This is a genomic window from Aliiglaciecola litoralis (assembly GCF_039523355.1).
GTDB classification, from domain to species: Bacteria; Pseudomonadota; Gammaproteobacteria; order Enterobacterales; family Alteromonadaceae; genus Aliiglaciecola; species Aliiglaciecola litoralis.
Genome location: NZ_BAAAFD010000006.1, coordinates 58,812 through 80,080 on the forward strand (window position 1 = coordinate 58,812; position 21,269 = coordinate 80,080).

The window sequence follows — 21,269 nt, forward strand, 5'->3', positions numbered from 1 at the left end:
TTCAGGTCAGTTATTAGCCGCTTGAATTTTTTCCCAAATAGATTCTTCGTCGCTACCTTCAACTAAATACGCGTCTTTGTTGTTGCTAATTCGTCGACCAATTTCATTTAGACGTTTTCGATTACTACTGCTCAGTTCACGTTTATCCAGTTCGTTGAAAAGGCGCAAAGTCTTAGCCTCTTTATAGGTTGCCTGTTCAGATTCAATCAGGCCCTGCAGAAGATTAAGACCGAAGGCTGATTCTTTGGGAAACAATATATAAGCCTGATAAAAAAAGTCGACAGACTCGTGATAGCGTTGTTGACTGTGCAAATGCAAGCCTTCTTTGTTGAACTTGAGGGCGCGAGGACGCCGTTCACCTAATTGTTCCTCTTGTTGTGTGATCGCCATGCTTGAGATAGTTTGCTCAGTCATATCATCCAAGTCTTGCATCTTAGCTTCACATTCGAATAGTATTTGCGCCGCGCGCATCTCATCACCCACGCCAATCCATGCAGAAACCGCATCAGTCATAGTGGTTACATCAGCACTGGCGAGATCTAATGCTTCTGTTTGTTCAAGCAAAGCATTGGCCTTTTCCATATCATCTTCTAGAATCGCCGCCAGTACACTCATGTAATCTCGTTTTAAAACTAAGTTTTCTTCGAGATAATTTCTGCCTGCCGAACCAATTAAAAAACGCGCCACCTGGAGTGGTTTTGCCCGCTCATTCGGTAATTTCGACTCAGCCAGCGACAAATAGCATCGTGCCAATTCAAGTGATAATTCAGCGTATTTATCGCGCACGTGTTTTGCACTATTACGTCGCCGTTCGAGCAGGTCGATGGCCTTGTCCGTTTTGTTTTGTATTTGATAAACATAGGCTTTTAACTTTGAAGCGGCCATCGATAAACTGCTTTCATTAATTAAATCGATATATTCTTCGGCTTCCTCATATTCCTTACGTCCTACACAGATGCGTGCTAACCACTCACACGCTTTGTCGTTAGTCAGATGAGCCCCCAACATCTCTTTCAGTAAATCTTCACTAATATCAACTTCACCAGATAAAAACTGGGTATGGATCACCCCCCACTTAGCCCAAATTACATTAGCCGAGCTATTTAATACTTTTTCGTATAACTCGGTGGCTTCTGTATATCGTTTCATTTTAATTAATAATCTGGCTCGCAGCTTTAACAATGAGGTACGTGATTTTGGTAATGTGTTGCTGCTGGATAAGATGTCTAATTTCTTAAGTGCAGATTCCCACTCTTTATTATCCATCAAATGGAGAATCGGCATGCAATGCTTGCGGATAGTCAGGGTATTGATAATGGTTTTTTCTAATATGCGGATTGTGTAGGGCTTGATGACTAAATCATCAGGATGGATGTCCACGATTTGTCCAATGATCACCGGTAGGCGATCGGAGGTAACGAAAATTAAGCTGGTAGTGTGTTTAAGTAAGTTTTCACGATTAACTTCTTGAATCACTTCCACACCATTTTTGTGATCACCCAAGTGGAAATCCATTAAAATGAGATCGAAGTCTCGATTCTTAAGTTCGCGTTTTAAGTCACGACCATTTGAAAAGCAGGCGACATCGATAAATCCCATATCAACCAAATGGTTACGTAAAAGGATCCTGGCCATACCATTATCTTCGACCACCGCAATGTTGATATCCCGTCTTTTCACGTTGCTCTCTTAGTAATATCCATCAAGGTATAAACAATATAGCAAGCAACTGAAAATAAAAACAATTCCCCGTGCATTGAGTAAAAAAATATTCGAAAGGGCTAATTACGGAATTACGAGGACAGTCATCGTAAAAAGAGCAAGGACAACCATAACTGTTACGAGTGTTACGTGGACAGTCACTCTAAAATGAGCAAGGACAACCGTAACTGTTACGTGGACAGTCATCGTAAAAAGAGCGAGGACAGCCATAACTGTTACGTGGACAGTCATCGTAAAAAGAGCGAGGACAACCATAACTGTTACGTGGACAGTCACTCTAAAATGAGCAAGGACAACTATAACTGTTACGTGGACAGTCATCGTAAAAAGAGCGAGGACAGCCATAACTGTTACGTGGACAGTCATCGTAAAAAGAACGAGGACAGCCATAACTGTTACGTGGACAGTCATCGTAAAAAGAGCGAGGACAGCCATAACTGTTACGTGGACAGTCATCGTAAAAAGAGCAAGGCCAGCTATTTACTTTTCGTTGCATTACGATAGACCTAGTACCGCTAGGTTATTCGCGGATATTGCGGCATAAGGACTTATTTTCTGTAAAATTTAAGCTATCTTAACCTGAGGCTGTATCGCTTTTGGGCGATTATCATCCCATTCGAGGCGAGCCGCTATTGTTAAATTGACAGTGTTAAAAGCCCCTTACGCGCCAGATGTTGAGCATTTTCAATTTATCGATGAATTATTCGTTAGCAAGGTCTACGTTGAGTCATTACAGTCGTAAACCACTGTGTACAGATGTTGACATTTTATCAAAGAGATATTTTTACCTTTACGTTAACGTCAAGCGGAAAACTTGATAACCTCCTTCACAACTTTTTAACCTCGTTCCATATATCTCGCTAACCAGCCTGAAAATGGAGAGGTTTCACACATTGCAAAGGTTTTCGTCATGAAACAAGTCCCTCTTTTAATAAACGGTGAATTTTCTGCTTCTCAAACTAATGAGTATATTGAAGTCACTAATCCCGCCTCTAATGATGTAATCGCTAAAGCACCATGTGCTACCGCGACTGAAGTCGATATGGCGGTTGCGAGTGCCAAAGCGGCGTTTCAAACTTGGAAGGAAGTGCCTGTACCCGAACGTGCTAGGTTGATGATGCGCTATCAAGCGTTATTGAAAGAACATCACGATGAAATCGCTGAAATCCTCAGTGAAGAAACAGGTAAAACCTTTGCCGATGCAAAAGGGGATGTTTGGCGCGGAATTGAAGTTGTAGAGCAAGCTGCAAACGTTTGTTCTATGATGATGGGCGAAACGGCAGAAAACGTTGCCAGAGGCATCGATACTTACAGTTATATCCAACCCTTAGGTGTATGTTTAGGTATCACGCCCTTTAACTTTCCAGCGATGATCCCGTTGTGGATGTTCCCTATGGCAATCGCTTGTGGTAACACTTTCGTATTGAAACCTTCAGAGCAAGACCCGCTCACGCCAACACGATTAGCCGAGCTGTTTATGCAAGCCGGTGCGCCTAAAGGTGTGCTCAATGTGGTGCACGGTGGTAAAGATCAAGTAAACCAATTGCTAACCCATGAAGATACACGAGCAGTGTCGTTCGTCGGTTCTGTACCGGTTGGTCAACATATCTATAAAACGGCAACAGATCATATGAAACGCGCTCAGTGTTTTGCAGGAGCCAAGAATCACTCTGTGATCATGCCAGATGCAAACAAAGCACAGGTACTTAACAATCTAGTTGGTGCGTCAGTCGGTGCTGCTGGACAGCGTTGCATGGCTATCTCGGTCGCTGTGTTTGTAGGTGACACTAAAGACTGGGTTGAAGAGTTGGCGTCAATGATAAAAGAAGTTAAGCCTGGACTGTGGAATGATGAAAAAGCAGGCTACGGACCATTGATCAGTCCACAAGCTAAAGCAAAAGTCTTGTCTTTAATCCAACAAGGTAAAGATCAAGGCGCAACCTGCTTAGTGGACGGTTCTGATTTTACCCTTGAAGGATACGAAAACGGCAACTGGGTTGGCCCCACAGTATTTTCCGATGTAACTGAAGAGATGACTATTTATCAACAAGAGATATTCGGTCCAGTATTGTGTTGTATGTGCGTAGATACGCTAGAAGAAGCTATTGCCTTGGTGAATCGGAATCCCTTCGGTAACGGCACATCTATCTTTACCGCTAGCGGCGCGGCAGCTCGGAAGTACCAACACGAAATTGAAGTCGGTCAGGTAGGGATCAACGTACCCATCCCTGTGCCATTGCCGTTCTTCTCATTTACCGGTTGGAAAAATTCGTTCTACGGTGACTTACATGCCTATGGTAAACAAGCGGTGCGTTTCTATACTGAAACCAAAACCGTCACCGCACGTTGGTTTGAAGACGACATTCCTTCTGGTCCTAATATGACGATTAATTTACGTTGATCCTGATTAGCAAAACTAAGCAAACGAAGAGGTAAGTGATGAATTTTGATTTAACCGAAGATCAACTGGCATTTGCACAGACTGCGAGACAATTTGCTGATCAAGAATTAGCGCCTCATGCTGCGCGTTGGGATAAAGAACATATTTTTCCCAAAGACGTGATCCAAAAGGCCGGTGAGCTAGGTTTTTGTGCCCTGTATACACCAGAAGAAGCAGGTGGTTTAGGATTGAGTCGCCTTGATTCATCGATCATTTTTGAACAGCTCTCAACTGGCTGTACGGCTACTACCGCGATGATGACCATTCACAATATGGCCACTTGGATGATTGCCACTTGGGGAACGGAGCAAATTAAAGACCAGTGGTGCCCTGAATTAGTCACCGGTGAGAAATTGGCATCATACTGTTTAACCGAACCCGGTTCAGGCTCTGACGCTGCGTCATTGCGCACTAGCGCCAAGAAGCAAGGTGACGATTATGTCATCAATGGTTCAAAGATGTTTATCTCTGGTGCGGGTGAGACCGACGTACTAGTGGTTATGGTGCGTACCGGAGGCCCTGGTGCTGAAGGTATCTCAGCTGTCGTAGTTCCTGCTGATTCAAAAGGAGTTATTTACGGCAAAGCAGAAGAGAAAATGGGTTGGAATGCGCAACCGACTAGATTGGTCACCTTTGAAGATGTGGTGATCCCTGCAGCTAATTTATTAGGTAATGAAGGTGAAGGCTTTAAGTTTGCCATGATGGGACTCGATGGGGGACGCGTTAACATCGCTACATGCTCCATTGGTACTGCACAGCAAGCGCTAGAGACTGCCACAGAATACATGAAAACCCGTAGTCAATTTGGCAAACCTTTAGCGGCGTTTCAAGCTCTGCAATTCAAACTTGCGGATATGGCCACTGAGCTGGTGGCGGCGCGTCAAATGGTCCGGTTAGCCGCATTTAAAATTGATGCAAACGATCCTGATAAAACCACCTATTGTGCTATGGCCAAACGATTTGCTACTGACGTTGGTTTCAACGTTTGTAATGATGCTCTGCAATTGCACGGTGGATATGGCTATATTCAAGAGTATCCGCTAGAGCGTCATGTGCGTGATGTACGGGTTCATCAGATCCTAGAAGGCACCAATGAAATTATGCGCGTGATAATTGGTCGTCGTCTATTGGCCGATATTGATAATCAGATTTTATGATCAGGAAACAGCAATGAGTTTACCGGTGTTATTCGATTTAATTTCCTGCGAGCAGGGGAGCAATATTGCCGTTGCGACCCTGAATAAGCCTGAAGCACTCAACGCCATTGACCTACAAATGGTCAATCTGCTACTTGTGCAATTGCAAGCGTGGCAGGACAATGATGATATCGCTATGGTGGTGTTAGACAGTCGCGAAGATAAAGCATTTTGTGCTGGTGGCGATGTGGTATCTATGTACCAAGCCATGCAGCAACAAGCCGGAAAGCGTGCGCCTGGGCATCAAAACACGCCAAGTGCGATCCCTGATATGATGCAAACCTTTTTTAGTCAGGAATACAAGCTCGACTATCTGATCCACACTTACCCCAAACCAATATTAGTTTGGGGTAATGGCATTATCATGGGCGGCGGATTGGGCTTAATGGCCGGAGCCAGTCACCGTATTGCCACTGAAACTGCTCGGATCGCAATGCCAGAAGTAAGTATTGGTTTGTTTCCTGATGTTGGCGGAAGTTGGTTCTTAAATCGTATGCCCAATGGCTGTGGTCGGTTTTTAGGATCCACAGGTGCGAGCATTGATGCATCTGATGCACACTATCTAGGATTGGCAGATCATGTGATTGAGCATGCCAATAAGGCCAAACTGCTAGCGCAGCTTAAAGCCAGTTCATGGACGCAATCTAATGCAGAAAATGCCAATGTATTGACGCAAATATGTAATCAGTTCGCTAAGTCGGATTTGAAAACAGGTCCGGTGGCTGCGCATCAACAATTGATCAGCGATCTTGACCAACATAGCAGCGTAACCGATTACGTGTCGGCTATCTCACAGTTGGACGTAGGCGATGACAAGTGGCTTAAAAAAGCACGAGATGGTGTTGCTTATGGCTCACCCATCACTCTCTATCTTGTTGAGCAGCAATTGCGCCGCGGGGCACAGTTGAGTTTAGCAGATTGCTTTAAAATGGAGTTGATCATGGCCTGTCGATGCGCGACTTATGGTGAATTCCAAGAAGGCGTTAGGGCTCTGTTGATCGATAAAGATCGCTCGCCACAATGGGCTTTTGATAGTGTGACACGTGTCGATGAGCACACTATTAACGAATTTTTTAATGCGCCATGGAACGAGCAATCTCATCCGTTAAAAGATCTCGGTGGTTCCTCTTTACAATCTAGCGTTACTGGAGAATAACAATGGCTAACATAGCGTTTATCGGTCTGGGAAATATGGGAGGTCCAATGGCCTCTAATTTATTGACTGCGCAACACCAAGTCACCGTATTTGATTTATCGGCTGCGGCCGTCAATACCTTGGTTGAGCGAGGAGCCACAGCGGCAAACAGTGCCGCAGAGGCAGCTCAATCCGCAGAAATAGTTATTTCTATGTTACCCGCTGGAAAGCATGTCGAATCTCTTTATTTGGATGACAAAACCGGTCTGGTTGATCACCTCCCTAAAGGTACCCTAGTGATTGATTCTAGTACTATCGACGCGGCCACTGCTCAGCGAGTCGGGAAAGCGCTGGAAAGCAAAGGGATTTATTTTGCTGATGCGCCTGTATCAGGCGGTGTAGGTGGAGCCACAGCTGGGACTTTGACCTTTATTGTGGGTGGTGAGCAGGCTGTTTTTGAAAAAGCCAAACCCATTCTTGAGTGCATGGGCAAAAACATTTTTCATGCTGGTGATGTGGGAGCAGGGCAAGTTGCCAAAATCTGTAACAACATGCTGCTAGCAGTATTGATGGCGGGTACATCCGAAGCGCTTCAGTTAGCAATCGATAATGGACTTGACCCCAAAGTCATGTCCGACATTATGCTGCAAAGCTCAGGTCGGAATTGGACCTTAGAGTTATACAATCCCTGTCCAGGAGTTATGCCAAATGTGCCCAGTTCAAATCAATATCAAGGCGGCTTCATGGTCGACCTGATGCGTAAGGATTTGGGACTGGCGATGGATACGGCGCTTAAGAGTCAATCTGCAACGCCAATGGGAGCGCTTTCGCAGAGCTTGTTCGCTATGCACAGCAAAAGCGGCAATGGCAATCGAGATTTCTCTAGTATTTTTGAGATGTTCAGTAAGCACTAATTCAAACTGGCAACTAAGCCAAAAAGGTGGATCATGGAATTAAAAAATAAAGTCGTGGTGATAACAGGTGCTGCTCAAGGATTGGGGTTAGCAATGGCCAATACATTTGCACAGGCAGGCGCACACATTGCGTTGATAGATATGCAAGATGAAGCAGTAAAAAACGCGGCTAAATCTATTTCTGAGTTAGGCGTAACCGCTAAGGGCTATGCATTAAATGTAACCGACGAAGAAGCTGTCGAAACCGTTTTTTCCCAAATAGCTGCTGACTTTGGTCAAATTAACGGCTTAATCAACAGTGCTGGAATAATGCGTGATGGCATGTTGTTGAAAGTAAAAGAAGGAAAAGTGGTTGATAAAATGTCCAAACAGCAATTTCAGTCTGTACTTGATGTTAATGTTACTGGCACCTTTTTATGTGCCCGAGAAGCTGCCGCTCATATGATAGAAACGCAAAGCGAAGGTGTGATCATTAACCTTTCTTCAGTATCACGTGCGGGCAATATGGGGCAAACCAACTATTCAGCGTCTAAGTCTGCAGTGTCAACCATGACAGTCTCCTGGGCTAAAGAACTGGCCCGCCACAATATTCGAACAGGTTGCATCGCGCCTGGTTTAGTCAATACGGCAATGGCTGCGCAGATGCGTCCTGAGATGCTGCAACGTTTCTTATCGACCGTGCCCGCAGGCAGATTGGCTGAAGTGGATGAGTTAGGTCATGCTGCTAAGTTTATTTTTGAGAATGACTATTATACTGGCAGAACACTTGAATTAGATGGTGGAACAAGGGTTTAATACAGCCCATTGATTTTACTTTGCCGGACCACTGGGTCCGGCTTATTTTAGGTTGTGCCTAGCATGTGGATTTGTCCTTCCTGCCAACTGCCATTATCACTCGATCAAAACGCGTGGAAATGCGCCTCTAACCATCATTTCGACAAAGCCAAAGAAGGCTATGTTAATCTTCAACTCGCGCAAGAACGCAAGAGTAAGTCTCCTGGCGATAGTAAAGAGATGATCGAAGCAAGACGAACGTTTTTACAAAGCGGTCATTATGATCCTTTAGTTAATCAATTAGTCGAATTGATAGCCCAAAGTCACACTCAAAAGCCACCCGTTGTGTTTGATGCAGGTTGTGGTGAAGGGTATTACTTAGCCAAGATTAAAGCGGGCTTAGCTGCGCAGGGTATTCAATGCCAAGCAATGGGTAGTGACATCTCTAAGGCTGGTATTCAAAAAGCGGCAAAGCGCTATAAAGATTGCGATTTCAGTGTCGCCAGTACCTTTAAAATTCCGTTGCCTGACGCCAGTGTTAACATCGTAACCCAAGTCTTTGCACCTGCAAGTGAGCATGAGGTTGCGCGTATTTTACAGCCTGGTGGGGTGTGGATATGTGTCAACCCAGCGACGGATCACCTTAGAGAATTAAAACAGACTATCTACAGAGAGCATCAAGTACATCAACAAGAATCTATTGACTCACCGTTGTTCAAGCTTGAAAAAAGGTCTGCAGTGCGCTTTGAGTTATCATTAAACAGTCCAATAGAACGTGAAGCCTTGTTAAAAATGACACCGTTTTATTGGCATACCAGTGAACAGGCAAAAAGCGAGTTTATACATGCAACTTTTTCTGTCACCGTTGACTTCGATATTCAGGTAATGAGGAGAGTCGATGAGCAATAAAGCGTTGTTTTTGGACCGAGATGGCATCGTAAACCTCGATCATGGTTATGCGAGTAAACCAGATGACATCGACTTTGTTGAGGGGATTTTTGAGCTGTGTCGTTACTTTCAGCAGCGCGGCTACCTGATTATCATCGTTACTAATCAATCGGGGATTGCTAGAGGTTACTATTCCGAGCACGCGTTTTCAGCGTTAATGGAGTGGATGACAAAACAGTTTGCCCAGCAGGGCGTGATCCTAACAGACACTTTTTACTGTCCTCATCACCCAGAGCACGGGAAAGGACCTTATTTGCGCCAGTGTACTTGTCGCAAACCTCAACCGGGTATGCTCTTTGATGCAGCTAAAAAGTATGATTTGGACTTAGCAACTTGCGTTATGGTGGGAGATCGTTTGTCAGATATGGAGGCGGCTCGCAGTGCCGGTGTGCTTAATCGTTTCCTAGTTAATCAACAACAAGACAGTCATGACGGATGTCATAAGGTGACTGAACTTAAACAAATTATCCCCACAGTGCAGCGCTTGCTAGGCTAAGTTCAGGTTAAGTAACCTGAACTTAGCCTACCGATGCTACTATTTTAGTATCAGTTTATTTGGTGAAACGAGTTAGATGCTTCATGGCCTGACCAAGCAAGCCAGTGTTTAGACTTTCTGTACTTTCTTCATCATTAAGGCGATCGTATATTTTATAATTCCCATTGCCTAACACTTCAATGCGATTGCCATTGTGCAATACGATCACTTTGCTTCCCTTAGTGCCGACTAACCAACTGCGTCGGGGAGTTTGTATTGATTGCCCTACAGAATAATCTTCCACATTAGCAGCGCAGCCTAAAACGCCAAGTGCCGTCGCAGGAATATCTAAATGGCTGGACAAATTGTTGCTCAGCTCGAAATTGGCTAACAGTGGGACACTTTCAATATCATCACGATTAGCTGACAGTTGAGTGATGATTACCTGCTTTTGATTAAGCAATTCAGTGGTAACTAATTGTTTGATTTGCTGGTTTGTCACAAAACCAATAGCTAAGGTTGGTTGGGTAGAGACAAGTCGCTGTTTGAACTCAGTATACTTGATCCGCACCTCATCAATTTTGTCATGATCAAGTGACGAGCCTGAATACAGCGAAATGGGCAAACCAAGCTTCTGCGGTAAATCCAGCATGATCGGTAAATGGCTTTGCAGTTCGCTAAGATAAATCTCTGGCAAACCAAACAAACTGGTTAGTTTTGCCGATTGATTATTTGAACTTAAATCATAGTGGTCGTCATATTGGCGTAATTCAGCAAAGCCCAAAGGCAGTTTTTGGTTATCCGTTTGGATTAGAATGACTAAACTTTGATTGTTGTTAATGCTGCAATAAACGGGGTTAGCAGGATACTTAATCCCTTTTATTCCTGTATCAAACTGCAATGATTTACGGTTCTTATAATTCTCTAGATCCAGCAATCCATATTTCGACATTAAGGTTTTTGCTGTCGCAGGGTAAGAGAGTGGGAATAAATTATCTTGCTTTATAATAGGTTGATACAATTTGGCATCGGCCCATACGTGAAGCGCATGGCTACTTACAAAACAGGCCACGAAAAACCCACTGATAGGTACCCCGATGCGAAACTTCTGAACACGTTCTATGCGCTTCCACAATGCATTGGCTAGCACTAATTGGAAAGTCAGCCAGACTAGGAATAACAGCAGTAAGAAGCTCCATTCCTGCCAACCAAAAGCGTTGATTACCGTTTGTGTTTCTGTACGGATAAGATCGGCACTGCTTAAACTCAAATGCAGTCCATACTTGGTGTACAATAATGCGTCAAATGCCAGTAAAGCCAATGCCAGTGCAGCCATCGACGAACCGACACCCCGGATCACTCTGGATTTAGGGACTGCATAGATCAGCGGTAAAATGAAAATGACAAAGCCAATAAAAGTCAAAAATCCGATGTGACTAAACCAATTCAGCAGCAAAAACAAAACACCGATGAATGAGTCAGGTAAAGGGGTCGCAAAGACATAGATAGATGCAATGATGATCGCGATGATAATATTAGATAGTGCAAACCAATGTCCCCAGGACACTAGCTTGGTTACCATTATTCGGCGTGGGGTTTCACTGAGTATCATTTATTTTTGTTTTCCATTGATACTTTTTAACAAGACTTGTGTAAACTTATCGGCCATTTTTTCACGTTGGTCAGCGTTGACTTGGTGCAAAAATATATTGGTGATGACATTGCCTAATGCCATGAGTGATAAGTCTCTATTCGCCTGATTCTTTTCAAGTGCAAATACGATATCATTCATTAGCGCTTCAAACTGCGCATCAGAGTATTTTGATTGTTGCGGCATGGATGAGCCCTTTATTGCGATTTCGACAAATAGTAACAGCATTCGCGCATTTAGTAACTAGTTAGCCAATGCATTGCTTTTTAAATCATCAATTTTTGCAAACTTCATATTTTTTATAAGGTTATATTTTTTAATGAGCGCACTTATTCATCATTTTGTGGTCCATCAATTGGCAGTTAATGAACAGCAACAACTGTCAGTCATCCCTAAAAACAGCTGTTTTGAGGTGCGACCAGAAATAGAGATGTTGGCCCAACAGATTAATCATGCGTTTAATCAAAAGCCAGGTAAAGGGGTGGGTAACTTTTTACAGGTAGATGACACTCAAGAAGAAGATGCGCCAGAGACTGATAATTCATTCCAACAGTCGTTATTGGAAACCATTGAAGATCCTGAGCAGTTTGTTGAATTTAGTGTGGCAAGCTGCGAAAAGCTGAAAAAAAGTATGGTCGAAATGGGCGCGGTTGAGACGGGCTTTGTGGTGTTTAGTCACTATGAATTTCTAGCCACAGAATACTTAATGATCGCGCTGTTGAACACCAAACAGCATGTGGAAATAACCGACTCGTTAGAGCTTACCTACAGTGATCACTTAGACTTGGCTAAAATGCAATTGGCGGTGCGTATCGACCTTACCCAATTGAAAACCATGCCAGAACAAAATCGTTACATCAGTTTCATTAAGGGCCGTATGGGACGCAAAGTATCTGATTTTTTCATGCACTTCATCGGTTGTGAAGAACGCGTTGATGTGAAACAACAAAATAAGCAATTGTTGCAATCGGTTGATGAATTTATTGCGTCTGAACAGTTAGATAAAAAAGAGCAACAACAGACACGCCAAGTGGTTTCGGATTATTACAAGGCTAAATTGGAAGAGGGTGAGGACATCAATATTGCTGAATTGGCCGAAAATCTACCGAAAGAATCGGGCCGAGACTTCGCGCAGTTTAATCAACAATCAGAGGCACCCCTAGAAGAAAAATTTCAAGCAGACCGTGGTGTGCTTAAAACATTGGCAAAGTTCTCTGGACAGGGCGGCGGCATTAGTTTGAGTTTTGATCGCGCGCTATACGGTGAGCGCATCATCTATGATGAAGATACGGATACCTTGTATATAAAGGGCATTCCACCTAACTTAAAAGACCAACTAACGCGTCATCAGTCGTAAACGCTGTTTTCAACTTAGTTGAATGGGATATACTATTTATCGTTGTCCCATTCAAACACCTTATTTATCAAATTTAGTAAACAGGATATTTTTTCTTTATGCAGCTTTTTGTCAATGATCTTACTGTTATGGACTTTTCTTACCTGTGCCCAGAGCGGGGAATGGTGGGGGAAAGCTGGATCGTTGATGTGATTTTAGATGGTGAATTAAATGAAGAAAGTATGGTGTTGGATTTTGGTAAAGTTAAAAAACAACTGAAATACTTGATTGATGAATACGTCGATCATAAGTTATTAGTTCCGGCCGATCATCCCTACAGCCAAGTGACTCGATATGCCAATAGCGATCAAGTGAGTGTCGACTTCTGCCGACCTAAAGGCCGCAGTATTCATCTTATCTGCCCCGCTGAAGCTTATGCTTTCGTGTACGCTGATACGGTTACAATTGCCAGTGTCGGCCAATATCTAAAAGAAGTGATTGCAACACATTTACCCAGCAATGTTGGCGGAATTGAGTTGATACTGCGTCCTGAAGTCATTGAAACGCCGTTTTATCATTATACCCACGGGCTTAAAAAGCACGATGGTAACTGTCAGCGAATAGCCCATGGTCATCGCTCAAAAGTGCTCGTGTACCAAGATCAGCAACTCAGTGATAAGTGGCAAACTTATTGGGCCGAACGTTGGAAAGATATCTATATTGGCAGCACTGAAGACTGTGTTGATTGGTCAAAAAGTGTTTTTGCTGATAAATCTACAGACTTAAATGAACACTATGTTTTTCAATACGAATCTTCACAAGGTGAATTTGCCATGGCAATACCTAAGGCAGAAAGTGAAATTATTGATATGGACTCCACGGTTGAATGTTTAGCGCAGTACATGGCGTTAGAGTTAAAGCGTTTAAAAGACGATGCAGATTTCAAGGTGCTGGCATTTGAAGGGGTCGGTAAAGGAGCTATCGCTTATGCTTAAGCTTTGCATCGGGTTCTTAGTGATGGTGTGTGCTTTGGCTTCAAACGCGATGACCTTGCAAGGCCAACTAACCCAAGGGAGTTTGATCCGTGGCACTGTTGAGCCAGGAACGCAGGTGTGGCTGAATGAACAAGCGCTGAAAGTGTCTGATCAGGGATATTTTGCTTTTGGCTTTGAACGCGATGCAAAGTTAAACCACGTATTGCGCTGGATCAAGATTGAAGGCGAACAACAGCATAAATCTTTACAATTAAGTAAACGCGATTATGCCATTCAACGAATCGATGGGTTACCACCGAAAATGGTCACGCCGCCTAAAGAGGTGTTAGAGCGTATTCGAAAAGACAATCAACAGGTTGGCGCTGCGCGAAAGTTAAATGACGATAGAATCGATTTCATGCAGTCTTTTATTTGGCCCGCCGAAGGTCCTATCAGTGGTGTATATGGGAGCCAACGGGTACTCAACGGTGAGCCAAAAAGACCGCACTTCGGGGTTGATGTAGCCGCACCAGTCGGCACACCGGTTTATTCTCCAGCTGATGGTATAGTCACTTTATGGGTGCCTGACATGTATTACTCTGGTGGCACTATGATCATCGATCATGGGCATGGGATTTCTTCTACTTTCTTGCATTTGCATGCAGGTCATATAAAGGTTGGAGATAAGGTTAAACAGGGGCAATTAGTAGCAGAGATTGGCGCTACTGGCCGGGTGACGGGCGCGCATCTCGATTGGCGGATGAATTGGGGCAAGACCCGTATTGATCCGGCTTTATTAGTCCCTGAAAGAGTCAATTAACCCATTTCAACTTTATCTATTGAGGAACATGCTTTGCATCAAAGTAACCTTGGTAACGTTTACCAAGGAGCACGCTCGTCGTTGCTAGCAAGTCGAAAGCTTTTAATACAGTAACCGACCACGCCAGATGCTTATTAACTCAAGCAATACATTTCATTGTTTTCTCAATGCAAAAATCAGTTTTAAAGCGAACAAATATCCTTTGTTCTCAGCTTATCTAATTTAGTCTAGATTATTGGATAATAAGCGCCTCTCAATTACGCTCTTTTAACGCTTGTCTGCGTTGAGTTTTCTAGCAATAGGTCAGCTATTAAGTACTAAAGCTCGCCTTGATAATCGCAAAAATTGCATCATTGATGCGTGTTTTTGAAGATTCGTTTCTATCTATCCTTACTAACACTTTGAAATAGTGATGTAATATTTAATTGCTCCAGGCATCTCACGCAAAGTTCAGCTTAATGTAAAGATACGGGGAAGGTGATGACTCGTTTTTGCTCTTTCACCAAGGCGAGCTTACCCAAATAAATTTCAAAAAACTGTACCATGAGGTGTTTTCAAAAGTGATATATTGTTTAAAAAATAGCATCTGAGTGAGCATCATGGAATATGACTTTAACATGAGTACCATTATCGGCATAAAACCGATGAAGTCATCTGAGGTGGTTAAAATTCATCGCGTTTTAGACGGTTATGAACCTTTCGGCGTAGCCTTTGAAGATGTGCAAGCGCAGACTAAGATGGATCCAGATCGTCTCAGAGATTTATTGGATAAATACCATTTTTATTTCACCCCTATCAGCACTACCGGACGCTACATTATTAATCGCCATCATTATCAAAACGGCAATATTGATGAGGTGGTCGATAGTATTGAAAGGCGCAATGTACGTTTCGCGATTGCGAAATTTACGCCTTTCTTCGTCGTTGGATTAATTTTGTTAAGCAGTACTATTGGGTTTATGCTCTCAGCCATTGTGAATAAAAACGGCGGCTATTTTTAATTATAAGTTCAACTTAAATTAGGCCTCATTAACCAATTGTCACGTAATGCGGGGTCTCGTGTTTGCAAATAAATAATGTCTTTTTGTGCTTCATGTACCGGCAAGTTCAATTGCACTAATCTGCCATCCCGCAAGACATGCATTGTTAGATATTGCTGATCGTAGTGGTCGTCTAAAATAGATTGCAATTTTGACTTACTAACTTGCCACTGCTCTACAGAAATCAAGACATCTCCTACAAATAGCTCAGCCTCATAGGCTGGACTGGACTCTAATACTTGCGTTATTTTAACGCCGATACTGTTGTCTTCATAACTTGCCCCAAAGCCAACCCGGGCTTCTTTTTCTGCTGACTTACCACCTTTATCACCTGGCTCACATTGCGATCGAAAACACACTTCAATGCCAGCACCTCTTAGCAATTCTTCAGTGGGTAAAGGCTTGGTTGAATATAATGCGTGTTGGAAGAATGATCCCAAATCTATGTTTAGATGTTGTTTTATTGTGCTGTTAATGCTGTCAATCTGGGTACCAACATTTATGCTGCCAAATTGACGCCAAAGTAGTTGCATTACCTTAAATAAATTGGCCTCATCATGGGTTTCTTGTCTAATTAACAAGTCTAGACAAAGCGCAATTTCAGCGCCTTTGGCGTAGTAACTCACTATATTATTGGCCGCGCTGGCGTCTTGTTGATAAAAACGGGTCCATGCGTCAAAACTCGACTCTGTGACCGTTTGTTTGAATTGTCCGGGATTTCGAGACAACCGTGTTAAGTTTTGACCTAGTAACTCAAGATAGCTCTCAGGTTCAATCAGTTTGCTTCTGACTAAACTCAAATCATCCACGTAACTAGTGAAACCTTCATAAATCCAAAGCTGTTCGGTATACACTTCCTTGCTTAAATCTAATTGTATAAAGACGTCCGGTTTGTTGCGTTTAACATGCCAAGTATGAAAAAATTCATGACTACACAGGCTTAAAAATCGACGGTAGCCATCTGGCATGGTTTTTCTTTGGCGCACTGTAGGTAGCTCGTTTCTTGCGTATTGCAAAACGGTTGATGCTCGATGTTCAAGTCCACCAAAACCACCTTCACATAACAGCGTCATAAACCAATATTCATCAATCGGGATGTTGTAATCAAAAAGTGCAAGATGATGTTCACAGACAGCGACTAAATCTTGGCATATACGCTCCACGTCAGCTTTGTGCTTACCCGTAAGAACGAATTTGAAATCTACTCCCTTTGCTCTAAAGCTAGCGATGTCAAACTCACCCATCAATACGGGATGATCAATCAACTCGTCGTAATCTTGCGCTAAATAAACGTATTTATTTGATTGCGAGTTATCCCGAGGCATAGATGTCGCTATTTGCCAGCGGTCTTGTTTTTTATCCGGAAGAGCAAGCGTCATTGAACAGCGACCGCTATAACCATGGCAGCGCAAAAATAAGCTAGTGCCATTAAAAAATGCGTACTCATCATTAATATAAGCGCTCCTGACAGATAAATCATAAGCGTACACGAGCATGGTAATGTTTATGATTTTGCTATTAGGAGTAATACGCCAACTTTGTTTATCTAATTTCTCGTATGGTAAGGACTCATCATTGGCATCAAAAACATCAAATTTAACGATGTTTTTACAGAAATCACGGATCATGTAACTCCCTGGGATCCATGCTGGCAGACTAACCATAATATCTTCAATCGTTGACAAGTGGATAGTTTGTGTCACTCGGAAATAATGACCGGATATAGATTCTAGGCTCACGGCATAATGAACTTGGGATATGTTTGACAAAATTTATCTTCCTACAACGTTTTTCGCTTAGCATAACTCATTCACTTTATTTAGTTAATTGAACTATGCCTGTCCATGTTAATGATGCCTGTCCATGCTAATGATGCCTGTCCATGTTAACGATGCCAGTCCATGTTAATGATGGCTGTCCATGTTAATGATGCTAATGATGCCTGTCCATGTTAACGATGCCTGTCCATGTTAACGATGGCTGTCCATGTTAACGATGACTGTCCATGTTAATGATGGCTGTCCATGTTAATGATGGCTGTCCATGTTAATGATGCCTGTCCATGTTAATGATGCCTGTCCATGTTAATGATGGCTGTCCATGTTAATGATGTCTGTCCATGTTAACGATGGCTGTCCATGTTAATGATGACTGTCCATGTTAATGATGGCTGTCCATGTTAATGATGGCTGTCCATGCTAATGATGCCTGTCCATGTTAACGATGGCTGTCCATGTTAATGATGGCTGTCCATGTTAATAATGGCTGTCCATGCTAATGATGCCTGTCCATGCTAATGATGGCTGTCCATGCTAATGATGGCTGTCCATGTTAATGATGACTGTCCATGTTAACGATGGCTGTCCTAAGAGTTGGTTTTAAAGATAATGAGGTTGGTGTTTTGTGTTGAAATAGTAACTATTGTCGGGAGGTACATATAGTTGTTCGAGGGGGATATACATGGTAAATATGTTATAAATCAGTGAATAAAGAAAGTAACTAATAATAAGGGTGTAACCGATGTTCAGGGAGACTGAAACCTAAGTGGCGATATTACAGGAAAAATTTGGCCTTACTCGTGAAGACTTGCGTAAGCTTAGGAGCATGCGTCCTGGACTTTCATTGGATTTACAAATCATGTCAGTGTCTGGAATCAAACGTGTTAGAACAGAGTTTATTGGCATGGATGGCAACAAGTCGCTGATCATTAAATTTCCCGATGAATCACGATGGGGGAGCCTGCGGGATGCAATCTATGTAGATAGTAGCCTTGTTGTACGCTATATCTACGAGGATGATGTTGGTGAGGTTGTGGCGTTTAAAGTAAAAACCAATATTATTTTAAGTAAACCAAGTAATTATATTTTTACAAGTTTCCCATTGTCGTTGCAATGTCACCCGTTGCGATGCGAACAGCGCTCACAAGTTCATGTCCACGTTGAAGTGCTTGATGGGATGTCGAATGCAGTGTTATATGATGGCCTGATCATCGATATTTCCATGGGAGGTTGTCGAGTCTCAATAGATCGCGCCTTGGTTAGTCAAAAGCTCGCACATAATGAAAAGATTACGCTTTCAATTAAGAATCCAAATGGTCAGGTGTCGAAACTAAAAGCAATGGTAATGAATCAAAAGTCAGATGAAACCCGATATTATTTCGGTGTTAAATTTGAAGGTTCAGAGGAACTTGTTGAAGAGCTGTTACAGCAGTTGATGATATCCTAAAACCAGCTTAATCTAACCTACAAGTATCTAAGTCAACACCCATGATTAACTGAGCTATCTTAAAACAAAAATAATAATAAAGAGGATATTATGCGTAAAGTCGAGGCTCTACTAAACGAATATGGTGAAAGTCATCAAAACAAGACCAATGTGTTCATTCACATTATCGCAGTACCGGCCATTTACTTTGTAACATTTGCGCTAGTTTGGTCTATTCCCACTGTCGAATTATTAGACTATTTTAACATCACCTGGGCTCATGTTTTGGCTCTTCCTTTACTGTGGTATTACTTTAAATTATCAGGTCCTATTGGTGCCGCTATGACGCTGCTAACGATGGCCTGCTTTGGTGGTGTTCAATTATTAGTGTATGTCGGAATATCGGTTTGGCAGTTTTCTTTAGTGTTATTCATTGCAATGTGGATTTTACAATTTGTCGGACATCACATAGAAGGTAAAAAACCGTCATTCTTAAAAGATATACAGTTCTTGTTGATTGGTCCCGCTTGGTGGTGGGGACATTGGCTCAAGCGATTCAATATTCAATACTAGATACTAAAATCTAGAGCCTCCTAAAGAATATTTGCGTTAAATGGAACTAAGCTTGGGATTAACAACAAGTTAATTTCCAGCGCTCAGCATATAATGTTCACCATAAGCTGTTTTGTAGAGAGTTAATTTGATCAACTGGCAAAAGCTATTTGAAAACCGAGAAAGACTATTTTGGACCTTGCATACCGGAGGGTGGGCTGGGTTTGCGGTGGTGTATTATATCGGCTCTTTTTTACACGACATGCGGGGAGTCTGGTTATTTGTTATTGGTTTAAATGCCATGGCCGGTTGGCTATTAACCATTCCGTTGCGGTATATCTATCGTTGGGCGCGATTACAGCCTTTGTGGAAAATGTTGGTCACAATTGCAATCAGCGCCTATTTCATTGCATTGTGTTGGGCTGTCCTTAAAAACGTCAATTATTGGGAAATATACAAACACGGTTATCGTCCCGAAGTTTGGTACATGTATTTTACCAATACCATTAACTCGTTGATAATGGTGGTCTGTTGGAGTGGCTTGTACTTCGGTATTAAAAACTTCCAGATGCTACAAAAAGAAAAGCAAAATGCGCTAAAGGCTTCTACTATGGCGCACCAAGCACACCTTAAAATGCTGCGTTATCAGCTTAATCCCCATTTTTTATTCAATACACTTAATGCCATCAGCACGCTTATCTTGGTCAAAGATAATAAAACGGCAGAGGCAATGGTCAGTCGCTTAAGTGATTTTTTACGTTATTCATTGGATAAAGATCCGATTAAAAAAATTCCGCTAAAGCATGAGATTCAAGCGTTGGAGTTATATCTAGAGATAGAAAAAGTACGTTTTGATGACCGGCTTGACGTAAGCTGGGATATTGCTGATAACTGTAAAGACGCATTGGTGCCCAGCCTGATTCTGCAGCCCATTATTGAAAACGCCATCAAGTTTGCGATTTCAAAAATGCAGGAAGGTGGCAAAATAAGCATAGTGGCTCGTTCTTTTGGTCGTGATTTGATGCTAGAAGTGTCAGATAATGGTCCAGGTGCAGAAATAGAAAATGGCCAATTGAAACGTTGCAATGGGGTTGGCCTGCCGAATATCCATGAACGATTAAACTCTCTTTATGCAACAAATCACTCATTCGTTGTATCGCATAATCAACCCACGGGGATCAAAGTCAATATTCGTATCCCGTTTGAGGTAGGTGAACATGACAACTAAAATAACTGCATTGATCGTTGATGATGAACCATTGGCTCGCAAAGGACTGTCCATCAGATTACAAGAGTTCGAACATATCGAGCTGCTTGGTGAATGCCAAAATGGATTGGAAGCCGTCACTCTGATCCCACAGTTACGTCCAGATTTAGTGTTTTTAGATATCCAAATGCCTGGACTCAATGGTTTTCAAGTGATTAACAAATTGAAGGAGCTTCAACAGCCAGTTCCGCTCGTTGTGTTTGTTACTGCCTATGACACTTACGCGATCAAAGCATTCGATATTCATGCACTTGATTACGTTCTCAAGCCAATTGACGAGAAACGTTTAGCCACAGCCATCGAAAAAGTGACCGAAGTATTCAAACTCAATAGGCAGGGTGATCATAAATATAAATTGGCCAAGTTAGTTGCTGAATTTACTGGTGATGACTGTGAAGACATTTTAAAGCGTCTGGCTTCTGGTGAACCTATTGAAACTCAGCGTTATCCGAATATATTAGCAATTAAAGATGGTTCAGAGGTGACTCGAGTCGCAGTAGACGAAATCCAATGGATTGATGCTGCGGGCGACTATATGTGTGTGCATGCCAGTGATGCAACTCACATTATGCGCCGCACCATGAAAGAGTTGGAAGAAGATCTCGACCCGCGAAAATTTGTCCGTGCCCACCGCAGTGCAATTGTGAATATTCAATTTGTGAATAAGATGGTGAGTCATATCAGTGGTGAATATCATTTGGTTCTTACCAATGGCTCAGAGCTTAAAGTCAGTCGCAGTCATCGTGATAAAGTCAAAGAGATGATCCGCATTTGATTGTGTCAGTCTAATTCTACACCACCCTAAACGTTGAATTCGGTGT

Annotated in this window: 19 protein-coding genes; 15 read left to right on the forward strand and 4 right to left on the reverse strand. The window is 42.6% G+C overall.

Features of this window, described 5'->3' with window-relative positions; genetic code table 11:
* Positions 1-6: 6 nt before the first annotated feature.
* On the reverse strand, positions 7-1,680 hold the full coding sequence (locus tag ABD036_RS11415; protein ID WP_343860000.1) for a response regulator: 1,674 nt from the start codon (positions 1,678-1,680) through the stop codon (positions 7-9).
* A 952-nt stretch (positions 1,681-2,632) separates the two neighbouring features.
* Here ABD036_RS11415 and ABD036_RS11420 point away from each other — a divergent pair.
* The 7 genes from ABD036_RS11420 (at position 2,633) to gmhB (ending at position 9,625) form a co-directional block, all read left to right on the forward strand.
* Positions 2,633-4,123, forward strand: a complete 1,491-nt coding sequence (locus ABD036_RS11420; RefSeq protein ID WP_343860002.1) for a CoA-acylating methylmalonate-semialdehyde dehydrogenase — start codon at positions 2,633-2,635, stop codon at positions 4,121-4,123.
* A 38-nt stretch (positions 4,124-4,161) separates the two neighbouring features.
* Positions 4,162-5,319: an acyl-CoA dehydrogenase family protein gene (locus ABD036_RS11425; RefSeq protein WP_343860004.1), complete on the forward strand. Its 1,158-nt coding sequence runs from the start codon at positions 4,162-4,164 to the stop codon at positions 5,317-5,319.
* Positions 5,320-5,332: 13 nt separating this feature from the next.
* Positions 5,333-6,514 (forward strand): enoyl-CoA hydratase/isomerase family protein, encoded by a 1,182-nt coding sequence (locus ABD036_RS11430; RefSeq protein WP_343860006.1) that lies wholly within the window; start codon positions 5,333-5,335, stop codon positions 6,512-6,514.
* A gap of 2 nt (positions 6,515-6,516) precedes the next feature.
* The gene (mmsB, locus tag ABD036_RS11435; RefSeq protein WP_343860008.1) at positions 6,517-7,407 is read left to right on the forward strand and encodes a 3-hydroxyisobutyrate dehydrogenase; all 891 of its coding nucleotides are present in this window, start codon (positions 6,517-6,519) and stop codon (positions 7,405-7,407) included.
* A 33-nt stretch (positions 7,408-7,440) separates the two neighbouring features.
* A complete protein-coding gene (locus ABD036_RS11440; protein WP_343860010.1) occupies positions 7,441-8,202 on the forward strand; it encodes an SDR family oxidoreductase in 762 nt (253 codons plus the stop codon).
* 63 nt (positions 8,203-8,265) lie between these two features.
* A complete protein-coding gene (locus ABD036_RS11445) occupies positions 8,266-9,090 on the forward strand; it encodes a putative RNA methyltransferase (RefSeq protein WP_343860012.1) in 825 nt (274 codons plus the stop codon).
* Entirely contained in the window at positions 9,080-9,625 is a 546-nt protein-coding gene (gene gmhB, locus ABD036_RS11450) for a D-glycero-beta-D-manno-heptose 1,7-bisphosphate 7-phosphatase (protein WP_343860014.1), read from the forward strand. Before ABD036_RS11445 ends, gmhB begins: the two co-directional genes overlap by 11 nt.
* 55 nt (positions 9,626-9,680) lie before the next feature.
* Here the strand turns inward: gmhB and ABD036_RS11455 are convergent, their stop codons facing one another.
* Entirely contained in the window at positions 9,681-11,216 is a 1,536-nt protein-coding gene (locus tag ABD036_RS11455) for a DUF3413 domain-containing protein (protein ID WP_343860016.1), read from the reverse strand.
* Positions 11,217-11,441, reverse strand: a complete 225-nt coding sequence (locus ABD036_RS11460; protein WP_343860018.1) for a YejL family protein — start codon at positions 11,439-11,441, stop codon at positions 11,217-11,219.
* Between the two features lie 133 nt (positions 11,442-11,574).
* Here ABD036_RS11460 and yejK point away from each other — a divergent pair, with 133 nt between their 5' ends.
* The 4 genes from yejK to ABD036_RS11480 all read left to right on the forward strand — a co-directional run bounded on the left by yejK (position 11,575) and on the right by ABD036_RS11480 (position 15,386).
* Positions 11,575-12,612, forward strand: a complete 1,038-nt coding sequence (yejK, locus tag ABD036_RS11465) for a nucleoid-associated protein YejK (protein WP_343860020.1) — start codon at positions 11,575-11,577, stop codon at positions 12,610-12,612.
* Positions 12,613-12,710: 98 nt separating this feature from the next.
* Positions 12,711-13,586, forward strand: a complete 876-nt coding sequence (locus ABD036_RS11470) for a 6-pyruvoyl trahydropterin synthase family protein (RefSeq protein WP_343860022.1) — start codon at positions 12,711-12,713, stop codon at positions 13,584-13,586.
* Positions 13,579-14,385, forward strand: a complete 807-nt coding sequence (locus ABD036_RS11475; RefSeq protein ID WP_343860024.1) for a M23 family metallopeptidase — start codon at positions 13,579-13,581, stop codon at positions 14,383-14,385. The genes ABD036_RS11470 and ABD036_RS11475 overlap by 8 nt, the downstream gene beginning before the upstream one ends.
* Before the next feature lie 617 nt (positions 14,386-15,002).
* Positions 15,003-15,386: a hypothetical protein gene (locus ABD036_RS11480; RefSeq protein ID WP_343860026.1), complete on the forward strand. Its 384-nt coding sequence runs from the start codon at positions 15,003-15,005 to the stop codon at positions 15,384-15,386.
* 8 nt (positions 15,387-15,394) lie between these two features.
* Here ABD036_RS11480 and ABD036_RS11485 read toward each other — a convergent pair whose 3' ends face one another.
* Positions 15,395-17,194, reverse strand: coding sequence for a M61 family metallopeptidase (locus ABD036_RS11485; RefSeq protein ID WP_343860028.1), 1,800 nt, complete (start codon positions 17,192-17,194; stop codon positions 15,395-15,397).
* 775 nt (positions 17,195-17,969) lie between these two features.
* Between ABD036_RS11485 and ABD036_RS11490 the strand changes: the two genes are divergently transcribed.
* The 4 genes from ABD036_RS11490 to ABD036_RS11505 all read left to right on the forward strand — a co-directional run bounded on the left by ABD036_RS11490 (position 17,970) and on the right by ABD036_RS11505 (position 21,223).
* A complete protein-coding gene (locus ABD036_RS11490) occupies positions 17,970-18,650 on the forward strand; it encodes a PilZ domain-containing protein (RefSeq protein WP_343860030.1) in 681 nt (226 codons plus the stop codon).
* Between the two features lie 90 nt (positions 18,651-18,740).
* A complete protein-coding gene (locus tag ABD036_RS11495) occupies positions 18,741-19,202 on the forward strand; it encodes an Mpo1 family 2-hydroxy fatty acid dioxygenase (protein WP_343860032.1) in 462 nt (153 codons plus the stop codon).
* Between the two features lie 127 nt (positions 19,203-19,329).
* Complete coding sequence (locus ABD036_RS11500; protein ID WP_343860034.1) at positions 19,330-20,409, forward strand: sensor histidine kinase; 1,080 nt, start codon at positions 19,330-19,332, stop codon at positions 20,407-20,409.
* Complete coding sequence (locus tag ABD036_RS11505) at positions 20,399-21,223, forward strand: LytR/AlgR family response regulator transcription factor (RefSeq protein WP_343860036.1); 825 nt, start codon at positions 20,399-20,401, stop codon at positions 21,221-21,223. The genes ABD036_RS11500 and ABD036_RS11505 overlap by 11 nt, the downstream gene beginning before the upstream one ends.
* The last annotated feature ends 46 nt before the right edge of the window (positions 21,224-21,269 follow it).